At 69.4% G+C, this 15,250-nt stretch carries 15 protein-coding genes; 9 read left to right on the top strand and 6 right to left on the bottom strand.

Features of this window, described 5'->3' with window-relative positions; genetic code table 11:
* From EV137_RS14190 to EV137_RS14180, 3 genes are read left to right on the top strand one after another with little or no spacing between them, the layout of a single operon-like run.
* Entirely contained in the window at positions 1-342 is a 342-nt protein-coding gene (locus tag EV137_RS14190; protein ID WP_130382441.1) for an ArsR/SmtB family transcription factor, read from the top strand.
* On the top strand, positions 335-1,138 hold the full coding sequence (locus EV137_RS14185) for a VOC family protein (RefSeq protein WP_134129059.1): 804 nt from the start codon (positions 335-337) through the stop codon (positions 1,136-1,138). The genes EV137_RS14190 and EV137_RS14185 overlap by 8 nt, the downstream gene beginning before the upstream one ends.
* Positions 1,135-1,830 carry a phosphotransferase gene (locus tag EV137_RS14180; RefSeq protein ID WP_134129057.1) on the top strand — a complete coding sequence of 232 codons (696 nt, stop codon included), beginning with the start codon at positions 1,135-1,137 and terminating at the stop codon, positions 1,828-1,830. The genes EV137_RS14185 and EV137_RS14180 overlap by 4 nt, the downstream gene beginning before the upstream one ends.
* Here EV137_RS14180 and EV137_RS14175 read toward each other — a convergent pair.
* The 5 genes from EV137_RS14175 to EV137_RS14155 are packed head-to-tail and all read right to left on the bottom strand — an operon-like array spanning position 1,827 to position 6,871.
* Positions 1,827-3,119, bottom strand: a complete 1,293-nt coding sequence (locus EV137_RS14175; protein ID WP_134129055.1) for a DUF58 domain-containing protein — start codon at positions 3,117-3,119, stop codon at positions 1,827-1,829. The two genes, EV137_RS14180 and EV137_RS14175, sit on opposite strands and share 4 nt — an antisense overlap.
* A complete protein-coding gene (locus EV137_RS14170) occupies positions 3,119-4,090 on the bottom strand; it encodes an AAA family ATPase (RefSeq protein WP_133997595.1) in 972 nt (323 codons plus the stop codon). Before EV137_RS14170 ends, EV137_RS14175 begins: the two co-directional genes overlap by 1 nt.
* Complete coding sequence (locus EV137_RS14165) at positions 4,087-5,229, bottom strand: DUF4350 domain-containing protein (RefSeq protein WP_134129053.1); 1,143 nt, start codon at positions 5,227-5,229, stop codon at positions 4,087-4,089. The genes EV137_RS14170 and EV137_RS14165 overlap by 4 nt, the downstream gene beginning before the upstream one ends.
* The gene (locus tag EV137_RS14160; RefSeq protein ID WP_133997588.1) at positions 5,226-5,855 is read right to left on the bottom strand and encodes a DUF4129 domain-containing protein; all 630 of its coding nucleotides are present in this window, start codon (positions 5,853-5,855) and stop codon (positions 5,226-5,228) included. The genes EV137_RS14165 and EV137_RS14160 overlap by 4 nt, the downstream gene beginning before the upstream one ends.
* Complete coding sequence (locus EV137_RS14155; protein ID WP_238175288.1) at positions 5,852-6,871, bottom strand: glycerophosphodiester phosphodiesterase family protein; 1,020 nt, start codon at positions 6,869-6,871, stop codon at positions 5,852-5,854. Before EV137_RS14155 ends, EV137_RS14160 begins: the two co-directional genes overlap by 4 nt.
* 267 nt (positions 6,872-7,138) lie before the next feature.
* Here EV137_RS14155 and mtrA point away from each other — a divergent pair, with 267 nt between their 5' ends.
* The 5 genes from mtrA to hpf all read left to right on the top strand — a co-directional run bounded on the left by mtrA (position 7,139) and on the right by hpf (position 12,975).
* Positions 7,139-7,816, top strand: a complete 678-nt coding sequence (gene mtrA / locus EV137_RS14150; RefSeq protein WP_130445425.1) for an MtrAB system response regulator MtrA — start codon at positions 7,139-7,141, stop codon at positions 7,814-7,816.
* A 50-nt stretch (positions 7,817-7,866) separates the two neighbouring features.
* Positions 7,867-9,624, top strand: a complete 1,758-nt coding sequence (gene mtrB, locus EV137_RS14145; RefSeq protein ID WP_238175287.1) for an MtrAB system histidine kinase MtrB — start codon at positions 7,867-7,869, stop codon at positions 9,622-9,624.
* Complete coding sequence (locus EV137_RS14140; protein WP_134129051.1) at positions 9,621-11,375, top strand: LpqB family beta-propeller domain-containing protein; 1,755 nt, start codon at positions 9,621-9,623, stop codon at positions 11,373-11,375. The genes mtrB and EV137_RS14140 overlap by 4 nt, the downstream gene beginning before the upstream one ends.
* Before the next feature lie 52 nt (positions 11,376-11,427).
* On the top strand, positions 11,428-12,132 hold the full coding sequence (locus EV137_RS14135) for a ComF family protein (protein WP_238175286.1): 705 nt from the start codon (positions 11,428-11,430) through the stop codon (positions 12,130-12,132).
* A 216-nt stretch (positions 12,133-12,348) separates the two neighbouring features.
* Positions 12,349-12,975, top strand: a complete 627-nt coding sequence (gene hpf / locus EV137_RS14130; RefSeq protein ID WP_202870917.1) for a ribosome hibernation-promoting factor, HPF/YfiA family — start codon at positions 12,349-12,351, stop codon at positions 12,973-12,975.
* Positions 12,976-13,042: 67 nt separating this feature from the next.
* On the opposite strand, the gene EV137_RS14125 is transcribed toward hpf, so the two are convergent.
* Complete coding sequence (locus tag EV137_RS14125; RefSeq protein ID WP_133997579.1) at positions 13,043-13,858, bottom strand: S1 family peptidase; 816 nt, start codon at positions 13,856-13,858, stop codon at positions 13,043-13,045.
* A 150-nt stretch (positions 13,859-14,008) separates the two neighbouring features.
* Here EV137_RS14125 and EV137_RS14120 point away from each other — a divergent pair, with 150 nt between their 5' ends.
* Positions 14,009-15,220, top strand: coding sequence for a winged helix-turn-helix domain-containing protein (locus EV137_RS14120; protein ID WP_238175285.1), 1,212 nt, complete (start codon positions 14,009-14,011; stop codon positions 15,218-15,220).
* Positions 15,221-15,250 lie beyond the last annotated feature (30 nt).

Raw genomic sequence — 15,250 nt, 5'->3', positions numbered from 1 at the left:
ATGGCGGAACATCAGGTGGATCGGTTCTTCGAGGTCCTGGCTGATCCGACGCGTCGGCAGGTTGTGCAACTGCTGGGCGAAGGACCGCAGCGGGCCGGGCAGCTAGCCGCGGCGACCGGGGCGTCGTCGCCCGCGATGAGCCGGCACCTGCGGATCCTGCTCGAGGCCGGACTGGTCGCCGACGAGCGCGTCCCGGACGACGCCCGGGTCCGCGTCTTCCGCCTCAACCCCGAGCCCGTCGTGGCCGTGCAAGCCTGGCTCGACCAGGTCCAGGCGCATTGGCGCGACCAGCTGGGCTCCTTCAAACGCCATGTCGAGCAGAAGGGCAAGTCCGATGACTGAACCGTCCGCGACCGCATCGGTCGAGGTTGCCGTTGATCCGGCAACTGCGTTCGAGATCTTCACCGAGGAGATCGACCTGTGGTGGGTGCGGGGACCGATCAACTTCTTCGACGCCGCCCGCGCCACCGCGATGCAGATCGAGCCTGGCGTCGGCGGTCGCATCCTCGAGGTGTACGCACCGCCCGACGACGTCCTCGAGCTCGGCAGGATCACCGACTGGGCGCCGGGCGTGCTGTTCGCCTATCGCAGTTCGGTCGACGACACCGAGATCCGCATCGACTTCGAGGCGTACGACGGCGGCACTCGCGTGAGCGTCGTACAGTCGCTCGTCCCCGGCGGCGAGAAGGCCTTCTACTTCTGGCCGAACGTCATCCACTGGCTGCCGGCCTGGGTCGAACGGCGCGATCACGCGTCACGGACACCGCGTGAGCTGGACCGGCTCGCGATCGCCTTGTACTACAAGGATCCCGCCGCCGCGGCCCGCTGGCTGCACACGGTCTTCGGCCTCGACTCGTGGGACAAGATCCCGGCCGAGGGAACAGACCCGTCCTGGATCGAGCTGCAGGTCGGCACCCGCGCGATCCTGCTCTTCAAGCTCACGGAGAAGCGCACCGTGCAGCTGGACCACAGCGTCTGGGTGTACGTCGACGATCTCGATGTCCATTTCGCGCACAGTCAGGAGAACGGCGCGAAGATCCTCTCGGACATCCACCAGCACGGATACCGTTGCTACGAAGCCGAGGACCTGGAGGGCCACCGCTGGACGTTCGCCCAAGCCCGTCCCACGATGGCGTGACCGAGCACCCGCTGGCCGGAGGCCGTCTGACGCCCGGGGTGGTTCGTGTCGCCGACACGGTACGCCGCCCCGGCTCGGACAACTCGGCGTTCACCGCGAACCTCCTGCGCCTGCTGGACGCGCGCGGTTTCACCGCCGCCCCGAAGTACCTGGGTCAGGACGAGACCGGCCGCGACATCCTCACGTACCTGGACGGTTGGGTGCCGTCCAGGTACCAGCGCTGGTCCGACCAGCAGATCGCCGCCGCGGGCGCACTGCTCCGTCGCTTCCACGACGCCACCCGCGACAGTGCGCTCACCGCCGGCCAACCGGTCGTCTGCCACCACGATCCCGCGCCGACCAACTTCGTCTTTACCGACGATCTCCCGGCCGCCCTCATCGACTTCGACCTGGCCGCCCCGGGCGATCCCCTGGAAGACCTCGGGTACGCCGTCTGGACCTGGTGCATCGCGTCCAAACACAACGACCCCGCCCGCCAGGCCCACCAGGTCCGCGTCCTGGCCGACGGCTACGACCTGCCCGCGACAGATCGTCCCGGCCTGATCCCGGCCGTCCTGTCCCGCCTGATCCAGAACGTCGACTTCTGGACGCAGAGACCCTGTCCGGAAGCTGCCGAGCGCATCGCCTGGTCCCACCGTGAGCACGCCTTCACCACCGCCAACCGCGACATCTTCGAGGCGGCACTGGCCTAGAGACGCCCAGCCTTCTTCAACGCGAGATATGTGTCCGCGAGTGCGGGGGCGATGTGGTCCGGGGGTTCGTCGACGACGGTGGCGCCGGCTCGCGTGAGGGTGGCGGTCAGGCGGTCCCGGTCCAGGCGCGTGCGGGCGGCCGAGGCAGCGCCGTACACGTCCAGGAGGTCTCCGCGGGCGGCCTCGAGCTCGGTCAGGCGCGGGTCGGCCACGGACGCCAGCAGTACGACGTGCCGTCGCAGCAGCGGGCCGATGACGGGCAGCAGGGACTCCTCGATCACGGCCGGGTCGAGGCCCGTGAGGAGGACGACGAGGGAGCGTTGCCGCAACCGCTCCAGCACCTGTGACACGACGATGCGGAAGTCGGTCTGCACGAGCTCGGCCTCGACGTTCGCCAAAGCGTTCACGAAGGACGGCAGCACGTCCTCCGGAGCAGGACGCCGTACGTCGGCACGCACCGCGGAATCGCAGGCCAGCAATGACACGCGGTCCCCAGCCCGTGTGGCCAAGGCGGCCAGCAGCAGCGCCGCGTCCATCGCATGGTCGAGCCGTGGCGCGTCGCCGACGCGGCCCGCGGACAGCCGTCCGGAGTCGATCACGATCACGACCTGCCGGTCCCGCTCCGGTCGCCAGGTCCGCAGTACGACGTTCCCGCGCCGCGCCGTCGCGCGCCAGTCGATGCTCCGTACGTCGTCACCGGGCACGTAGTCCCGCAGCGAGTCGAATTCCGTCCCCTGCCCACGCACCAGCAACGCCGTACGTCCGTCAAGCTCCCGCAACCGGGCCAGCCGGGACGGCAGGTGCTTCCGGCTCTTGAACGGCGGCAGCGCCCGCACCGTCCAGGCGACCTGATGCGACCCCTGGCGTCCGGCGAACCCCAACGGGCCAATGGATCGCACAGTCACCCGGAACGCGTGCCGGTCACCTCTGCGCGTCGGGAGCAGGTGTGTGGTCAGGCGACGCCGCTCGCCGGACGGCAGATCCAGCTTGTGCGGCGGATCCAGTACGCCGGCTGAAGGCGGCCACGCGTCCCGCAGCAGCCCGCGCACTCGCCGTCCCGGGTTGGTGATCAGGAGATTCACCATGGCCTGCTCACCGAGCCGTACGGCGTTGTCGCCTTCCCGGCTGAACTGCAGCCGACGCGGCGATCCCGCCAGCAGTATGTCGACCAGACACACCACCAGCACCGCAGCAACGACCACACCGACACCGGCCCACGACGGCATCACCAGAGCGACGAACACCACTCCGGCTGCGGCCAGGATGCCGGCTCGGCCAGTCAGGACCATCAGCGTGGCACCGGCACCGTCGCGAGCACGCTCTCCAGCACCGCGTCCGCGCTGACACCCTCCAGCTCAGCCTCCGGCCGCACCTGTACTCGATGCCGAAGGCAAGGACGCGCCATCGCCTTCACATCGTCCGGAATGACGTAGTCGCGGCCCGACAGCCATGCCCACGCACGGGAGACCGCCAGCAACGCCGTGGCGCCACGTGGGGACACGCCCAGTTGCAGCGAAGGCGACTGGCGGGTGGCGCGGCACAGGTCGACGACGTACGCCAGGACGTCCTCCCGGACCGCAACCCGGCGTACGGCGTTCTGTCCGGCCAGCAAGTCCTCCGGGCCGGCCACCGGGCGCAACCCAGCCGCCTCCAGGTCCCGCGGATCGAAGCCCTGCGCGTGCCGGGCGAGTACGGCGATCTCCGCGTCGCGCGGCGGGATGTCCAGCGTCACCTTCAGCAGGAACCGGTCCAGCTGCGCCTCGGGCAGCGGGTACGTGCCCTCGTACTCCACCGGGTTCTGGGTAGCGGCCACGACGAACGGCACCGGCAGCTTGCGCGGCTCGCCGTCCACAGTGACCTGCCGCTCCTCCATTGCCTCCAGCAACGCCGCCTGTGTCTTCGGCGGCGTCCGGTTGATCTCGTCCGCCAGCAGGATGTTCGTGAACACAGGTCCCGGCCGGAACTCGAACTCGCTCGTCTTCGCGTCGTACACCAGTGACCCGGTCACATCACCCGGCATTAGGTCGGGGGTGAACTGCACACGTTTGGTGTTCAGCCGCATCGCTGTCGACAGTGCCCGGACCATCAGCGTCTTCGCCGTACCGGGGACGCCTTCCAGCAGCACGTGTCCGCGGCAGAGCAGCGCGAGCACCAGTGCGGTCACAGCAGTGTCCTGGCCGACCACCGCCTTGCCGATCTCGGTCCGGAGCGCGACCAGCGCCTGCCGGGCCTGGTCCGCGGTGACCTCGGTAGTCGTCACGGGTGTCGTACCTCCTGCGTCAGTACGTCGAGTTCCTGGGACAAGGACATCAGAGCGGCGTCAGTGAGCGGCGGCAGGCCGTAGAGCAGCTCGTACAGCATGGCTGGGTCCCGGCCGGTCCGTGCGGCGACAGTCGCGACCACAGCCGACGGATCGGCCCGCCGCGGAATGCCATGCGCTTCCTGCAGTTGGCCGAGCGCTGACTCGCGCAATGCCGACGCGGCGCGGTCGCGGGCCCGTGAGCGTCGGTAGAGCCGCGCCCTGCCCTCAGTGGTCTCGGCCGCGTGCACGATCACCGGCAGCTGCTCTGCCACCACGGGGCCGAGCCGCCGCCCACGCCAGATCGCTACCACCAGTACGGCGAACGCCAGCGCCCAGGCGATGTAGCGGACATCAGGCGGAATCAGCTGTGCGCTGCCCTCGCCACTGGAGTCGGGGTAGTCCGACTCCCACTGCGGCAGGTACCAGGTCAGATCCCGGTGCGTGCCCAGCAGGTTGAGCGCCAACGCTGCGTTGCCGTCCTCAGCGAGCCGGGTGTTCATGAACGACCCCGGCGTACCGATCACGTCGACGAGCCGGTCGCCGACCTCCAGCCGGACCACGGTGTTGTTGACGCCGTCGCCGTAACAGGTGGTCGCTCCCTCGGGAGCGGAGTACGTCGGTCCGTTGACGGTGACCGTGCCCGCCTTGACCGCAGCTGGAAGCTCACAGCCGGGCTGACGGCTGCGGCTGGCCAACGAGGTGCCCGTGGGCTGCACACCAGGCGCCAGAGCCTCCAGAGCGCGTCTGCCGGGCCGGATCAGGATGACGTGGCTCCACTGCGCCTGCGCGATCCGCCGCCAGTCTCCGTCGTCCAGCGAGCCACCTGGCCCGATGAGGAGCGCACTGCCGCCTCCTGCCTGTACGGCGTCGTTGAGCGACTCCGTGCCGTGTACGTCGACGTTGTGGTCCTCCAGCAACGCTGCCAGCGCCCGTGCCCCGGTCGACTCGGTGGAGTCCGGGCTGAACTGTCCTGACGTCCGTGCGGACGTAGCGATCAGGACAACGATCGCGGCCAGCACAATGAATCCAGTGACGAGCAGCGGTACCCGCAACGCACGCCAGCTCTCGCCAACACTCCGCCCGACCGGCGTGCTCATGCAGCCACCCGCGCAGTTCGCGCAGCGTCGTCAGCAGCCACCACAACGGCGTACCGCTCCGGTGTTCCCGGGCGGTTGCCATAGACAACCTCCGTGAACACCAATGCGGCCGGCTGCAGCGGGTCACGCAGTATGGGCGCCGCTCGCGACGCATCAGCGACCACTTCGTACGCCGTACGTCCGGCCCGCTCGTCCAGCACGGTCCGCTCGGTCAGCTCCGCTACGCACGCCCGGAAACGGCTACGGATCGCCAACGCGAAGTCACCCGACGCGGCCTCCCGCTCCGCGAGTGCGCGGTACTCCGCGGCGCTCTGCGGCCGTGTGGTGTCGAAAACAGCCTGGGTCTTCGTCCTCCGGCTGGTCCGTAGTACGCCGGACCGCCAGAGCACCACGACCACCACAAGGACCAGCAGACCGATCAGCATGGTCAGACCGGCGTGGCCGTTGGGCGACGAGCCGGTGAGGCTGTCCAGCAGGTCTCCGATCCAGTCCACCACCTTGCGGATGGCCCTCTCGATCAGCGAGCCGGAGTCCCGGTACGCGGACTTGGACAGCTCCTTGGCCGCCTCCTGGGCAGCCTGGTCCCGGTCGATGTCGACCGGCGGCTCCAGCGGGAAGAAGCTCACACCGTCTCCTCGAACCGCAGGGCCTGCCGCATCCACAGGTCGAGACCTTCCCGCCGGACCCGGAGGTCGAGGTAGATCAGGGCCTGTACGGCGGACATGAACGCCAGGCTCGCGATCAGCGTCATGAGCGTCGCGATCCCCGCTGCCACGGCCAGCGCGATCGTCACCACCACGGCCCCGGTGCTGTCACTCAGATCGGCCCACGAGCCGACGGTGAGGATCAGCGCGCTGACCCCGAACTGCAGCGCGTAACCGATGATGTTCACCACCAGCCCGCCGAACAGCAGAATCCCGAACACCCGCCAGAACTTGCCCTTCACGAGCTGCCAGGACCGCCGCAGCGCACCCCAGACGCCCACTCGGACCGGGATGTAGAGGCCGATGTCCGGTGCGTGCCGGCCCTCCATCAGCACCACGGTCCCCGCAAGCACCAGGCGGACGCCGAAGATCAGCACCAGGACGCCGCCGACGAACATCATCGCCAGCGCAGCAGCCCCGGCTGCCTCGGAGGAGACCGCGGCATCCGCTCCGGCACCGATGCCGAGCACTGCGAGCCCCCAGCCGCCGATCAGCAGCATGAACGACAGGGACTGCACCAGACCGACGGCGGCGAGTGCAGGGAGCGCAGGTCGCACCAGCCGCATCAGCTCGCGCGGACCGGCCCGGTGGGCGAGCTGACTCCGCACCGCGGCCAGCGCGATGATGCCGGCCAGCATGCTCGACACCACCGAGAACAGCACCACCTGTACGCCGTACGTGAGCAAAAGAGCCGCACCCGCCTGCCCGAACGGATCCTCCGCCCCGAAGAACCCACCGAGCCCACCAGGTACGGCGACCTCGGTCAGAACGGCCTGCACCGCGACCAGGGCGATCCCGGCCAGCACCGGCAGGCCCAGCATGATGGTCTTGTTGTCGGAGATGGTCCGGGCGGCGTTGTCGAGCAGATCCGCCGGCAGCCACGGCCGCAGCGGCTCGGTCGCCACGTCGTCGTGCAGGCGCATACTCTGGTCGGCCACTGCGTACCTCCTCTCCCGATGAATGTCCCGGTGAACCGTCGTACCAGTGGGCACGTGAGTTGTGGTGAACCCCCGCGGTGCACCATGATCCCGGATGATCACAGCCCAACTCGGGGTCATACGGCGATCCGGCGTGTGCAGTACCGCGGGAATGGGACACTATCCGTAGTGCGTACGGCCTGGTACCCGCCGGGCGCACCCCGAGCAGTCGAATCGGTCGGCAGCGGACGGCAAGGAGCTAAGGGCGTGGCAGACGGTAACCGGACGATGCGGGGCCGCATCCTCATCGTCGACGACGACACAGCGTTGTCGGAGATGCTCAGCATCGTGCTGCGCAACGAGGGCTACGACACGTATCTGGTCGCAACCGGTGACAAGGCGGTACCGGCGTTCCGGGAGTTCAAGCCGGATCTGCTGCTGCTCGACCTGATGCTGCCCGGGATGGACGGGATCGACGTCTGCCGGGCGATCCGGGCCGAGTCCGGCGTGCCGATCGTGATGCTGACCGCCAAGAGCGACACCGTCGACGTGGTGCTCGGGCTGGAGTCGGGCGCCGACGACTACGTGGTCAAGCCGTTCAAGCCGAAGGAGCTGGTGGCCCGGATCCGGGCCCGGCTGCGCCGGATGGACGAGCCCGGTCCGGAGTCGCTGACCATCGGCGACCTCACCATCGACGTCGCCGGCCACTCGGTGAAGCGGGCCGGCGAGACGATCCAGCTGACGCCGCTGGAGTTCGACCTGCTGGTCTGCCTGGCGTCGAAGCCCTGGCAGGTGTTCACCCGCGAGGTGCTGCTGGAGCAGGTCTGGGGCTACCGGCACGCCGCCGACACCCGGCTGGTGAACGTGCACGTCCAGCGACTGCGCTCCAAGATCGAGAAGGACCCTGAGCACCCGGAGATCGTGGTCACGGTCCGCGGTGTCGGATACAAGGCGGGTGCGGACTGATCGAGTACGGACGCGGCCAAGAGTCGCAGGCTGCCGCCGACGACTCCGGTGTGGACCCCGGCACCGAGGTACACACCGGACAGATCGCCGACCACCAGGGCGCGCAGCCGACGGCACCGCCCGAGCAGGAGGCGCCCGAGTCCCGCGGGACGGAACTGGAACTGACCGTCGCCGCGGTGGACTGGTCTGCCCAGCCGCAGCCGCTGTGGCGGACCCACCCCAAGCACTGGCCGGACATCTGGCGGCGGTCCATCCAGGCCCGGATCGTCACCGGCACCCTGTTGATGTCGACGCTGGTCCTGATCCTGGTCGGCTGGGTGATGATGAGCCAGGTCACCGACGGTGTCCTGGAGTCCCGGCGGCAGAGCGCGCAGGCCGAGGTCCGCGCGCAGCTCCAGCAGCTGTCCGTGACGATCGACGCCGCCAACCGCAACACCGTCAACCAGGAGCTGTCCAAGCTGGTCCTCGGCTCCAACCGCCCGGGCCTGTACGACGTCCTGCTGGTGCCGACCGACCAAGCGGCGTCCAACGCGATCCGCTACACGGGACTGGTCGACAGCAACTCGATCCCGCAGCCGCTGGCCTCCTCTGTGGTGAGTGACGGCTCCAAGTTGTGGGACACGTACACACTGATCAACTACCGGGAGAGCCCCAGCGTCCCGGGGCTCGTCATCGGTTCGCAGATCCGGATCGACTCCACCGGCGACAAGTACGCGATCTACTTCCTGTTCCCGCTCACTGCGCAGCAGGAGACGCTGGACGTCGTGCAGCGGGCTCTGTTCACCGCAGGTCTGTTGCTGATCGTCCTGCTCGGTGCGGTGGCCTGGCTGGTCACCCGGCAGGTCGTGACCCCGGTGCGGATGGCACGACGGATCGCTGAGCGGCTGGCGGCCGGCAAGCTCGAGGAGCGGATGCAGGTCCGCGGCACCGATGACCTGGCGCGCCTGGCCGTGTCGTTCAACAAGATGGCCTCGAACCTGCAGCGGCAGATCCGCCGGCTGGAGGAGCTGTCACGGCTGCAGCGCCGGTTCGTGTCGGACGTGTCCCACGAGCTGCGCACGCCCCTGACCACGGTCCGGATGGCCGCCGACCTGCTGCACGAGACCCGTGACCAGTTCGACCCGATCAGCCGGCGCTCGGTGGAGCTGCTGCAGAACGAGCTCAACCGGTTCGAGGAACTGCTCGCCGACCTGCTGGAGATCAGCCGGTTCGACGCCGGAGCGGCCGCCCTGGACCTGGAGGACGTCGACCTGCGCGACATCGTCAACCGGGTCCTGGAGAACCACGAGACCCTGCTGGAGCGCAAGGGCTGCCCGGTCGAGCTGGACATGCCGCGGCCGTGCAGGGCGAAGGTCGACTCCCGCCGGATCGAGCGGATCCTGCGCAACCTGATCGGCAACGCGATCGAGCACAGCGAGGGCCTGCCGATCCGGATCAGCACGGCGTACGACGACGATGCCGCCGCGGTGGCCGTCCGCGACCACGGGGTCGGGTTCCGGCCCGAGGAGGCGGAGATGGTGTTCAGCCGGTTCTGGCGGGCCGACCCGGCCCGGGCCCGGACCACGGGTGGTACCGGCCTCGGCCTGTCGATCGCGCTCGAGGACGCCCGGCTGCACGGCGGCCGCCTGGACGCGTGGGGCTCGCCGGGCGACGGCGCGTACTTCCGGCTGACGCTGCCGCGCCGTCCGGACGTGGCCCTCACCGGCTCGCCGCTGCCGCCGCGCCCGCCCGACGCGACCCGGGTCGTCACGGAGCTCGTCGATGTCGGCGCGCCCTACCAGAAGCTGAGCGGCGGTGAGGAGCGGTGAGACGCAGACTGCTCGGGTTCGTGCTGGCCGTGGCGCTGCTCGGCGGCTGCGCGACCGTGCCGACCAAGGGCACCATCCGCAACGGCGAGCGGCAGGGCCTCGCGCCCGACCTGGGCGGCGTCGGCGTCGAGGCCAAGCCACCGCGGGCGAACATCGGTGACATGCAGATCGTCAGCGGCTTCCTGGAAGCCATGTCGGACTCCCAGGCCTACGACGTGGCGCGGCAGTACATGACTCCGGAGGCCGCGGGGGCATGGAAGCCGGAGTCGCAGACGGTGGTGTACGACCAGACTCCCGAGTCATTGATCCGGAAGGGCGACGGGATCCAGCTGACCGCCCAGAAGATCGCCACCATCGGCGCGCGCGGCGAGTGGACCCCGGCAGGCCCGAACGAGAAGGCCGACTTCTTCTTCAAGCTGAAGAAGGTCGACGGGCAGCTCCGCGTCGCCAAAGCGCCTCCCGGCGCGTTCCTGGGCAGCAACCAGGTCGACCTGAAACTCGCTCCCCGGGACCTGTACTTCTTCAACCAGTCCAGGAACCTGCTGGTGCCCGACCAGGTCTGGCTGCCGCAGAACCTCCCGTCCGGCCAGGCCGCAACGCAGCTCATCCAGGAGCTGCTGAAGGGCCCGACGAGCCGGCTGGGCAACGGCGTGGTCTCCATCGCGCCACCCGGCACCGAGGTCCAGGTGTCGGTCCCCGTGGACCTCGGCGTGGCCACCGTGGCACTGAACGACATCGCCGGTTCGCTCAGGGACCAGGACCGGAGGCTGCTGGCGGCGCAGATCGTCTGGACGCTGAACCAGCTCAACCTCCGGGCCAAGATCACCGTCGGCGGTGCACCGCTGCTTCCGGACGAGCCGGAGGTCCTGCCGTTCGGCAACTTCAGCGCGTACGACCCGCAGGCAACAGCCGATGCAATGACCAAGCTGTACGGTCTGCTCGGGCAGAAGCCGCAGCGGATCGTCGGACTGGACGGGGCGTCGGAGATCTCCGCCCAGCCGCTGAACTCGGGCCCGTTGGCGCTCCACAAGGCACAGTCGTTCGCGGTCACGCTGGCCGGTGACGCCGGGGCGATCGTCACCGCCGACGGTCGCCGTGTCGTCTACGGGAAGCTGGACCCGCCCGACAACCCCGGCAAGCCGTCCGAGATCCCGGTCGATGGGAAAACCTTGTCGCCGAGCTTCGACGGCCAGGACAATCTGTGGATCCTGGACAGGGCCGACAGCGACCACCCGCGGCTGCGCGTCCGCCACGACGACGGGCGCCTCAGCCCGGTCGCGATCGACTTCGCGGGCGACACTCCGGTAGCCCTGCGGATGGCGCCGGACGGAGTCCGGGCGCTCCTGGTGATGCACAGTGCAGCCGCCAAGCAGAACTATGTCGAGACGGCGACCGTCCAGACCACGAACGGCGGCAAGCAGATGATGCTGGGGGAGTTCCAGCCGCTGCGGCTGCAGCTGACCAACATCACCGACGCGGCCTGGGACAAGCAGGGCATCATCGTGATCGGGACCGACAAGGCCGCGCCACAGCCCTGGCTGGTCAGCACCGACGGGTCCAGCCTGCAACTGCTGCCCGGCTCGGCACCGGGCTTCGTCCCCGAACACGTCGCGTCGAACACGCACAAGGACACACTGCCGGTGATCCAGGACGACGCCGGCCACATCCACTGGCTCAGCAAGGACCTCGGGTGGGTGTCCATGAACGACGACGACAGCGAGGCCACCATCAAGCCCACCTACCCCGGCTGACCCGTTTGTCCACAGGCTCCGGCTCCCGCGGTTGCGGGGGCCGGAGCGCGTCGTGGACCGTGAGGTGGTGCGCGGGTGGGACGGGTTCGTGGACCTGGTGCTGGGCGGGCGGTGCGCGGGGTGCACGCAGCCTGGCGTCACTCTCTGTGGTGGTTGCCGTCGGCTACTGACCGAACTGACTCCGTTCCGTGCATGGCCCGACCCGAGTCCGCCCGGTCTCGCGCCCCCGACCGCCGCCGCGCCGTACGCCGGGGAGCTCCGTAACTTGATCCTCGCGCACAAGGAGCACGCGCGGTACGCCCTTGCCAGGCCACTCGGCGAGCTGCTGGCGACCGTCGTACGGGCGGCCCTCGACCAGCGGCGGGCGGCGTGGATCTGTCCGGTGCCGTCGCCGCGGGCAACGGTCCGCAAGCGCGGGCACGATCCGCTCGGGCGGATTACGAAGGCTGCCGTCAGATCCCTGCGCAGACAGGGAATCGACGCCCGGCCGGCCGCCGCGCTGCGGGTCGTGGGACGCCCCGACGACCAGGCCGGACTGTCCGCGGAACGCCGTACCGCGAACCTGGACGGGGCCTTCGGACTGCGTTCGCGCTGGGCTGAAACGCTGATCGATCAACCGGTCCTGCTGGTCGACGACGTGATCACCACCGGATCCACGCTCACCGAGGCCTGCCGCGCCTTGGAATCCGGGGGAATCCAGGTCGTCGGCTGTGCGCTGCTCGCGGCGACCGCCCGGCACCGGACGTCTGGTTCATGAGAACTTCCCTACCGGTTTTCGCCGAAGCCGACTAGCGTTGGCTTATGACACCCGCTAGGGCTTGTCGGGCAGTGGAGTGGTGGAGGACCGGATCAGCCGGATTCCTCGCCACCGGGTCCGACGGGTTCGACAGCGGGTGTTCTCGTTTCGGGCACCGTCACCACGAGCACGGGGGTCCGAACACGTAAAAGAAGTCGCCGATCGATGGAGGTTTCCGTGGACGTCGTTGTCAAGGGTCATCACTGCGAGGTCAGTGACCGCTTCCGGCAGTACGTCGAGGAAAAACTCGAACGGATCGAGAAGGTCGATCACCGGGTACTGCGGTGCGAAGTGGAAGTCAGCCAGGAAAAGAACCCGCGACAGCACGATCGGGCGATGCGTGTCGAGCTCACCATGTACACCAAGGGTCCGGTGGTCCGCGCAGAGGCGTGCGGGGAGACCAAGCAGGCGGCGTTCGACGTCTGCCTGGACCGGCTCCGGTCCCAGGTCCGCAAGGCGGCCGACCGGCGTCGGGTGCACCGTGGTGAGCGTGCGCCGGAAGGCCTGCGGCACGTGAACGCGAAGCAGCCGGTGAACGGCACCGCACCTGTAGTGGAGGAACCAGTCGCCGAGGACGAGGTGGCGACGCACAAGTACGGATCTCTCCTGGTCACCGGCGACGGACCGCTGGTGATGCGCGAGAAGACCCACACCGCCAAGCCGATGACCCTGGACCAGGCGCTCTACGAGCTCGAACTGGTCGGGCACGACTTCTACCTGTTCGTCGATGCCGACGAGAACCAGCCCAGCGTCGTGTACCGCCGTCGCGGCTACGACTACGGCGTGATCCGGCTGGCCGTCTGAGACCTCAGGAGGTGCACGACGAAGGGGCCGGGCAACTCGCCCGGCCCCTTCGCTGTCCCGCGGTACGTCAGCTGTCGATCTGCTGCTGTAGTTCGGCGGCGTACGTCGCGACCTCGGCGTACACGCCCGGCTTGCCGGCGTCCGCGCAGCCGACGCCCCACGACACGACGCCGAACAGGCGGCCGTTCAGGACCAGCGGGCCACCGGAGTCGCCCTGGCAGGAGTCCTTGCCGCCTTCCTCGTAGCCGGCGCAGATCTCGCCGTCGGCGGTGTAGCCCTCGCTCGCGTACGCCTTCCCGCAGTACGCGTCGCCGAGCACCGGTACGTCGACCTTCTGGAAGGTGTCCGCCGGGCCGGTGCCCTCGGTCTCGCCCCAGCCGTAGACGATCGAGGCCGCTCCGGCCGCGTCGGCCGCCTTGTCGGTCTCGAGCGCCAGCGTGTCGACACCCTCGAACGGCGTCGCCAGCGTCATCACGGCGACGTCGTGCGCCGGCGACTTGCCGTACTCCGGGTCCACCCAGATGCTGGTGATCTTCGATTCCTTGCCGGTGGACTTGTCGGCCAGGTCGTCGCGACCTTGGATGGCGGTGTAGGTGGACGCGGCCTCCTGGGCGCAGTGGGCCGCGGTGACGATCTTGTTCGCCGCCACCAGGGTCGAGCCGCACCACTCGAGGGTCGGGTCGGGAGAGCCGCTGTTCGAGAGCTGGATGGCCCAGGGGGTGTCGGCGGTGTGGGCGATGGTTCCGCCGACGATCCGGGTCTTGGGTCCGTCGGGCGACTGCGCGGCCGATGCGGAGCCTGCTACGGCCACCGCACCGAGGGACGCCGCGGTCAGTACGCCGGCCGCGAGGGCAGCGCGGACCACATGCTTGTTTCCTGTCATGCCTCACTCCAGGGTGATAGGGGCCGCACGGGCGGACGGCCTCCCTCGCAGGCTCTCCCGAACACCATCTGTAGCGCACCTCCCACTTTCGGTAACTCCCGAGTTATGACCCCACGGTTCTTGTCGGTGGGGCCAGGCAGAATTCGAGGCGTGACTACAGAGGTGCTGTCGACGGCTCAGGCGCGGCGGGTGGCGCTTGCGGCGCAGGGCTTCACGGACCCGCGGCCCAAGGGCGTCCCCGACATGCGGGCCCTGACCCGGGTACTGGGTCGCATCGGGCTGATCCAGATCGACTCGGTCAATGTGCTGAGCAGAACGCAGTACCTGCCGCTCTACTCGCGGCTCGGTCCGTACCCGCGTGAGTTGCTGGACCGCGCGTCCGGGAAGGCCCCGCGCCGTCTGGTGGAGTACTGGGCCCACGAGGCGTCACTGATCCCGGTCGAGACGCACCCGTTGATGCGCTGGCGGATGGCCCGGGCAACGACCGAGGCGTGGGGCGGGCCGCGATCGATCGCGAAGGAGCGGCCGGACCTGCTCAAGCAGGTGCTTTCCGACGTCCGGAACCACGGTCCGCTGACCGCCCGCGAGATCGACGACGACGTCGAGCGGGCCAGGGACAACTGGGGCTGGAACTGGTCCGACGTCAAGCGCGCCCTCGAGTTCCTGTTCTTCGCGGGCGAGATCACGGTCGCCCGCCGCAACCAGCAGTTCGAGCGGCTGTACGACCTACCGGAAAGGGTGCTGCCCAGCGCGGTCGTCGAGACGCCGACCCCGACGCTCGACGAGGCGCACCGCGGGCTGGTGTCGATCGCGGCCCGGGCCCACGGGGTGGCTACCGCGCAGTGCCTGCGGGACTACTTCCGGACCGCGCCCGCGCCGACACAGCAGGCGATCTCCGAGCTGGTCGAGGACGGCGAGCTGCTCCCGGTCCGGATCGACGGCTGGAAACGCCCGGCGTACCTGCATCGCGACGCGCGGCTGCCGCGCCGGGTGAACACGCGGGCTCTGGTCAGCCCGTTCGACTCGCTGGTGTTCGAGCGCACCCGGACCGAGGTCCTCTTCGACTTCCGGTACCGGATCGAGATCTACGTCCCGGCGGAGAAACGCATCCACGGGTACTACGTGCTGCCCTTCCTGCTCGGGGACCGGCTGGTCGCCCGGGTCGACCTCAAGGCCGACCGCCCCGGCGGTGTGCTGCTCGTCCAGGCGGCGCACGCGGAGCCGAAGGCGCCCGTGGAGACCGCCGAGGAGCTGGCCGCGGAGCTCGTCCAGCTGGCCGGATGGCTCGGGCTGGACCAGGTCCGGGTGGCCGGCGGCGGTGACCTGTCGCCAGCGCTCAGTGACGCTCTGCGCGGTTCCTGAGGACCACCTGGGAACTTTCGGGCCCGCCCG

Source organism: Kribbella pratensis, assembly GCF_004366075.1.
GTDB classification, from domain to species: domain Bacteria; phylum Actinomycetota; class Actinomycetes; order Propionibacteriales; family Kribbellaceae; genus Kribbella; species Kribbella pratensis.
This window is presented reverse-complemented; position numbering and strand designations above follow the sequence as displayed.

What these genes read in the sequence shown, in the direction of transcription:
- EV137_RS14190 (WP_130382441.1), top strand. Translation starts at nt 1, where the DNA reads ATGGCGGAACATCAGGTGGATCGGTTCTTCGAGGTCCTGGCTGATCCG.
- EV137_RS14185 (WP_134129059.1), top strand. Translation starts at nt 335, where the DNA reads ATGACTGAACCGTCCGCGACCGCATCGGTCGAGGTTGCCGTTGATCCG.
- EV137_RS14175 (WP_134129055.1), bottom strand. Translation starts at nt 3,119, where the DNA reads ATGGTCCTGACTGGCCGAGCCGGCATCCTGGCCGCAGCCGGAGTGGTG.
- EV137_RS14165 (WP_134129053.1), bottom strand. Translation starts at nt 5,229, where the DNA reads ATGAGCACGCCGGTCGGGCGGAGTGTTGGCGAGAGCTGGCGTGCGTTG.
- mtrA (WP_130445425.1), top strand. Translation starts at nt 7,139, where the DNA reads ATGCGGGGCCGCATCCTCATCGTCGACGACGACACAGCGTTGTCGGAG.
- EV137_RS14125 (WP_133997579.1), bottom strand. Translation starts at nt 13,858, where the DNA reads ATGACAGGAAACAAGCATGTGGTCCGCGCTGCCCTCGCGGCCGGCGTA.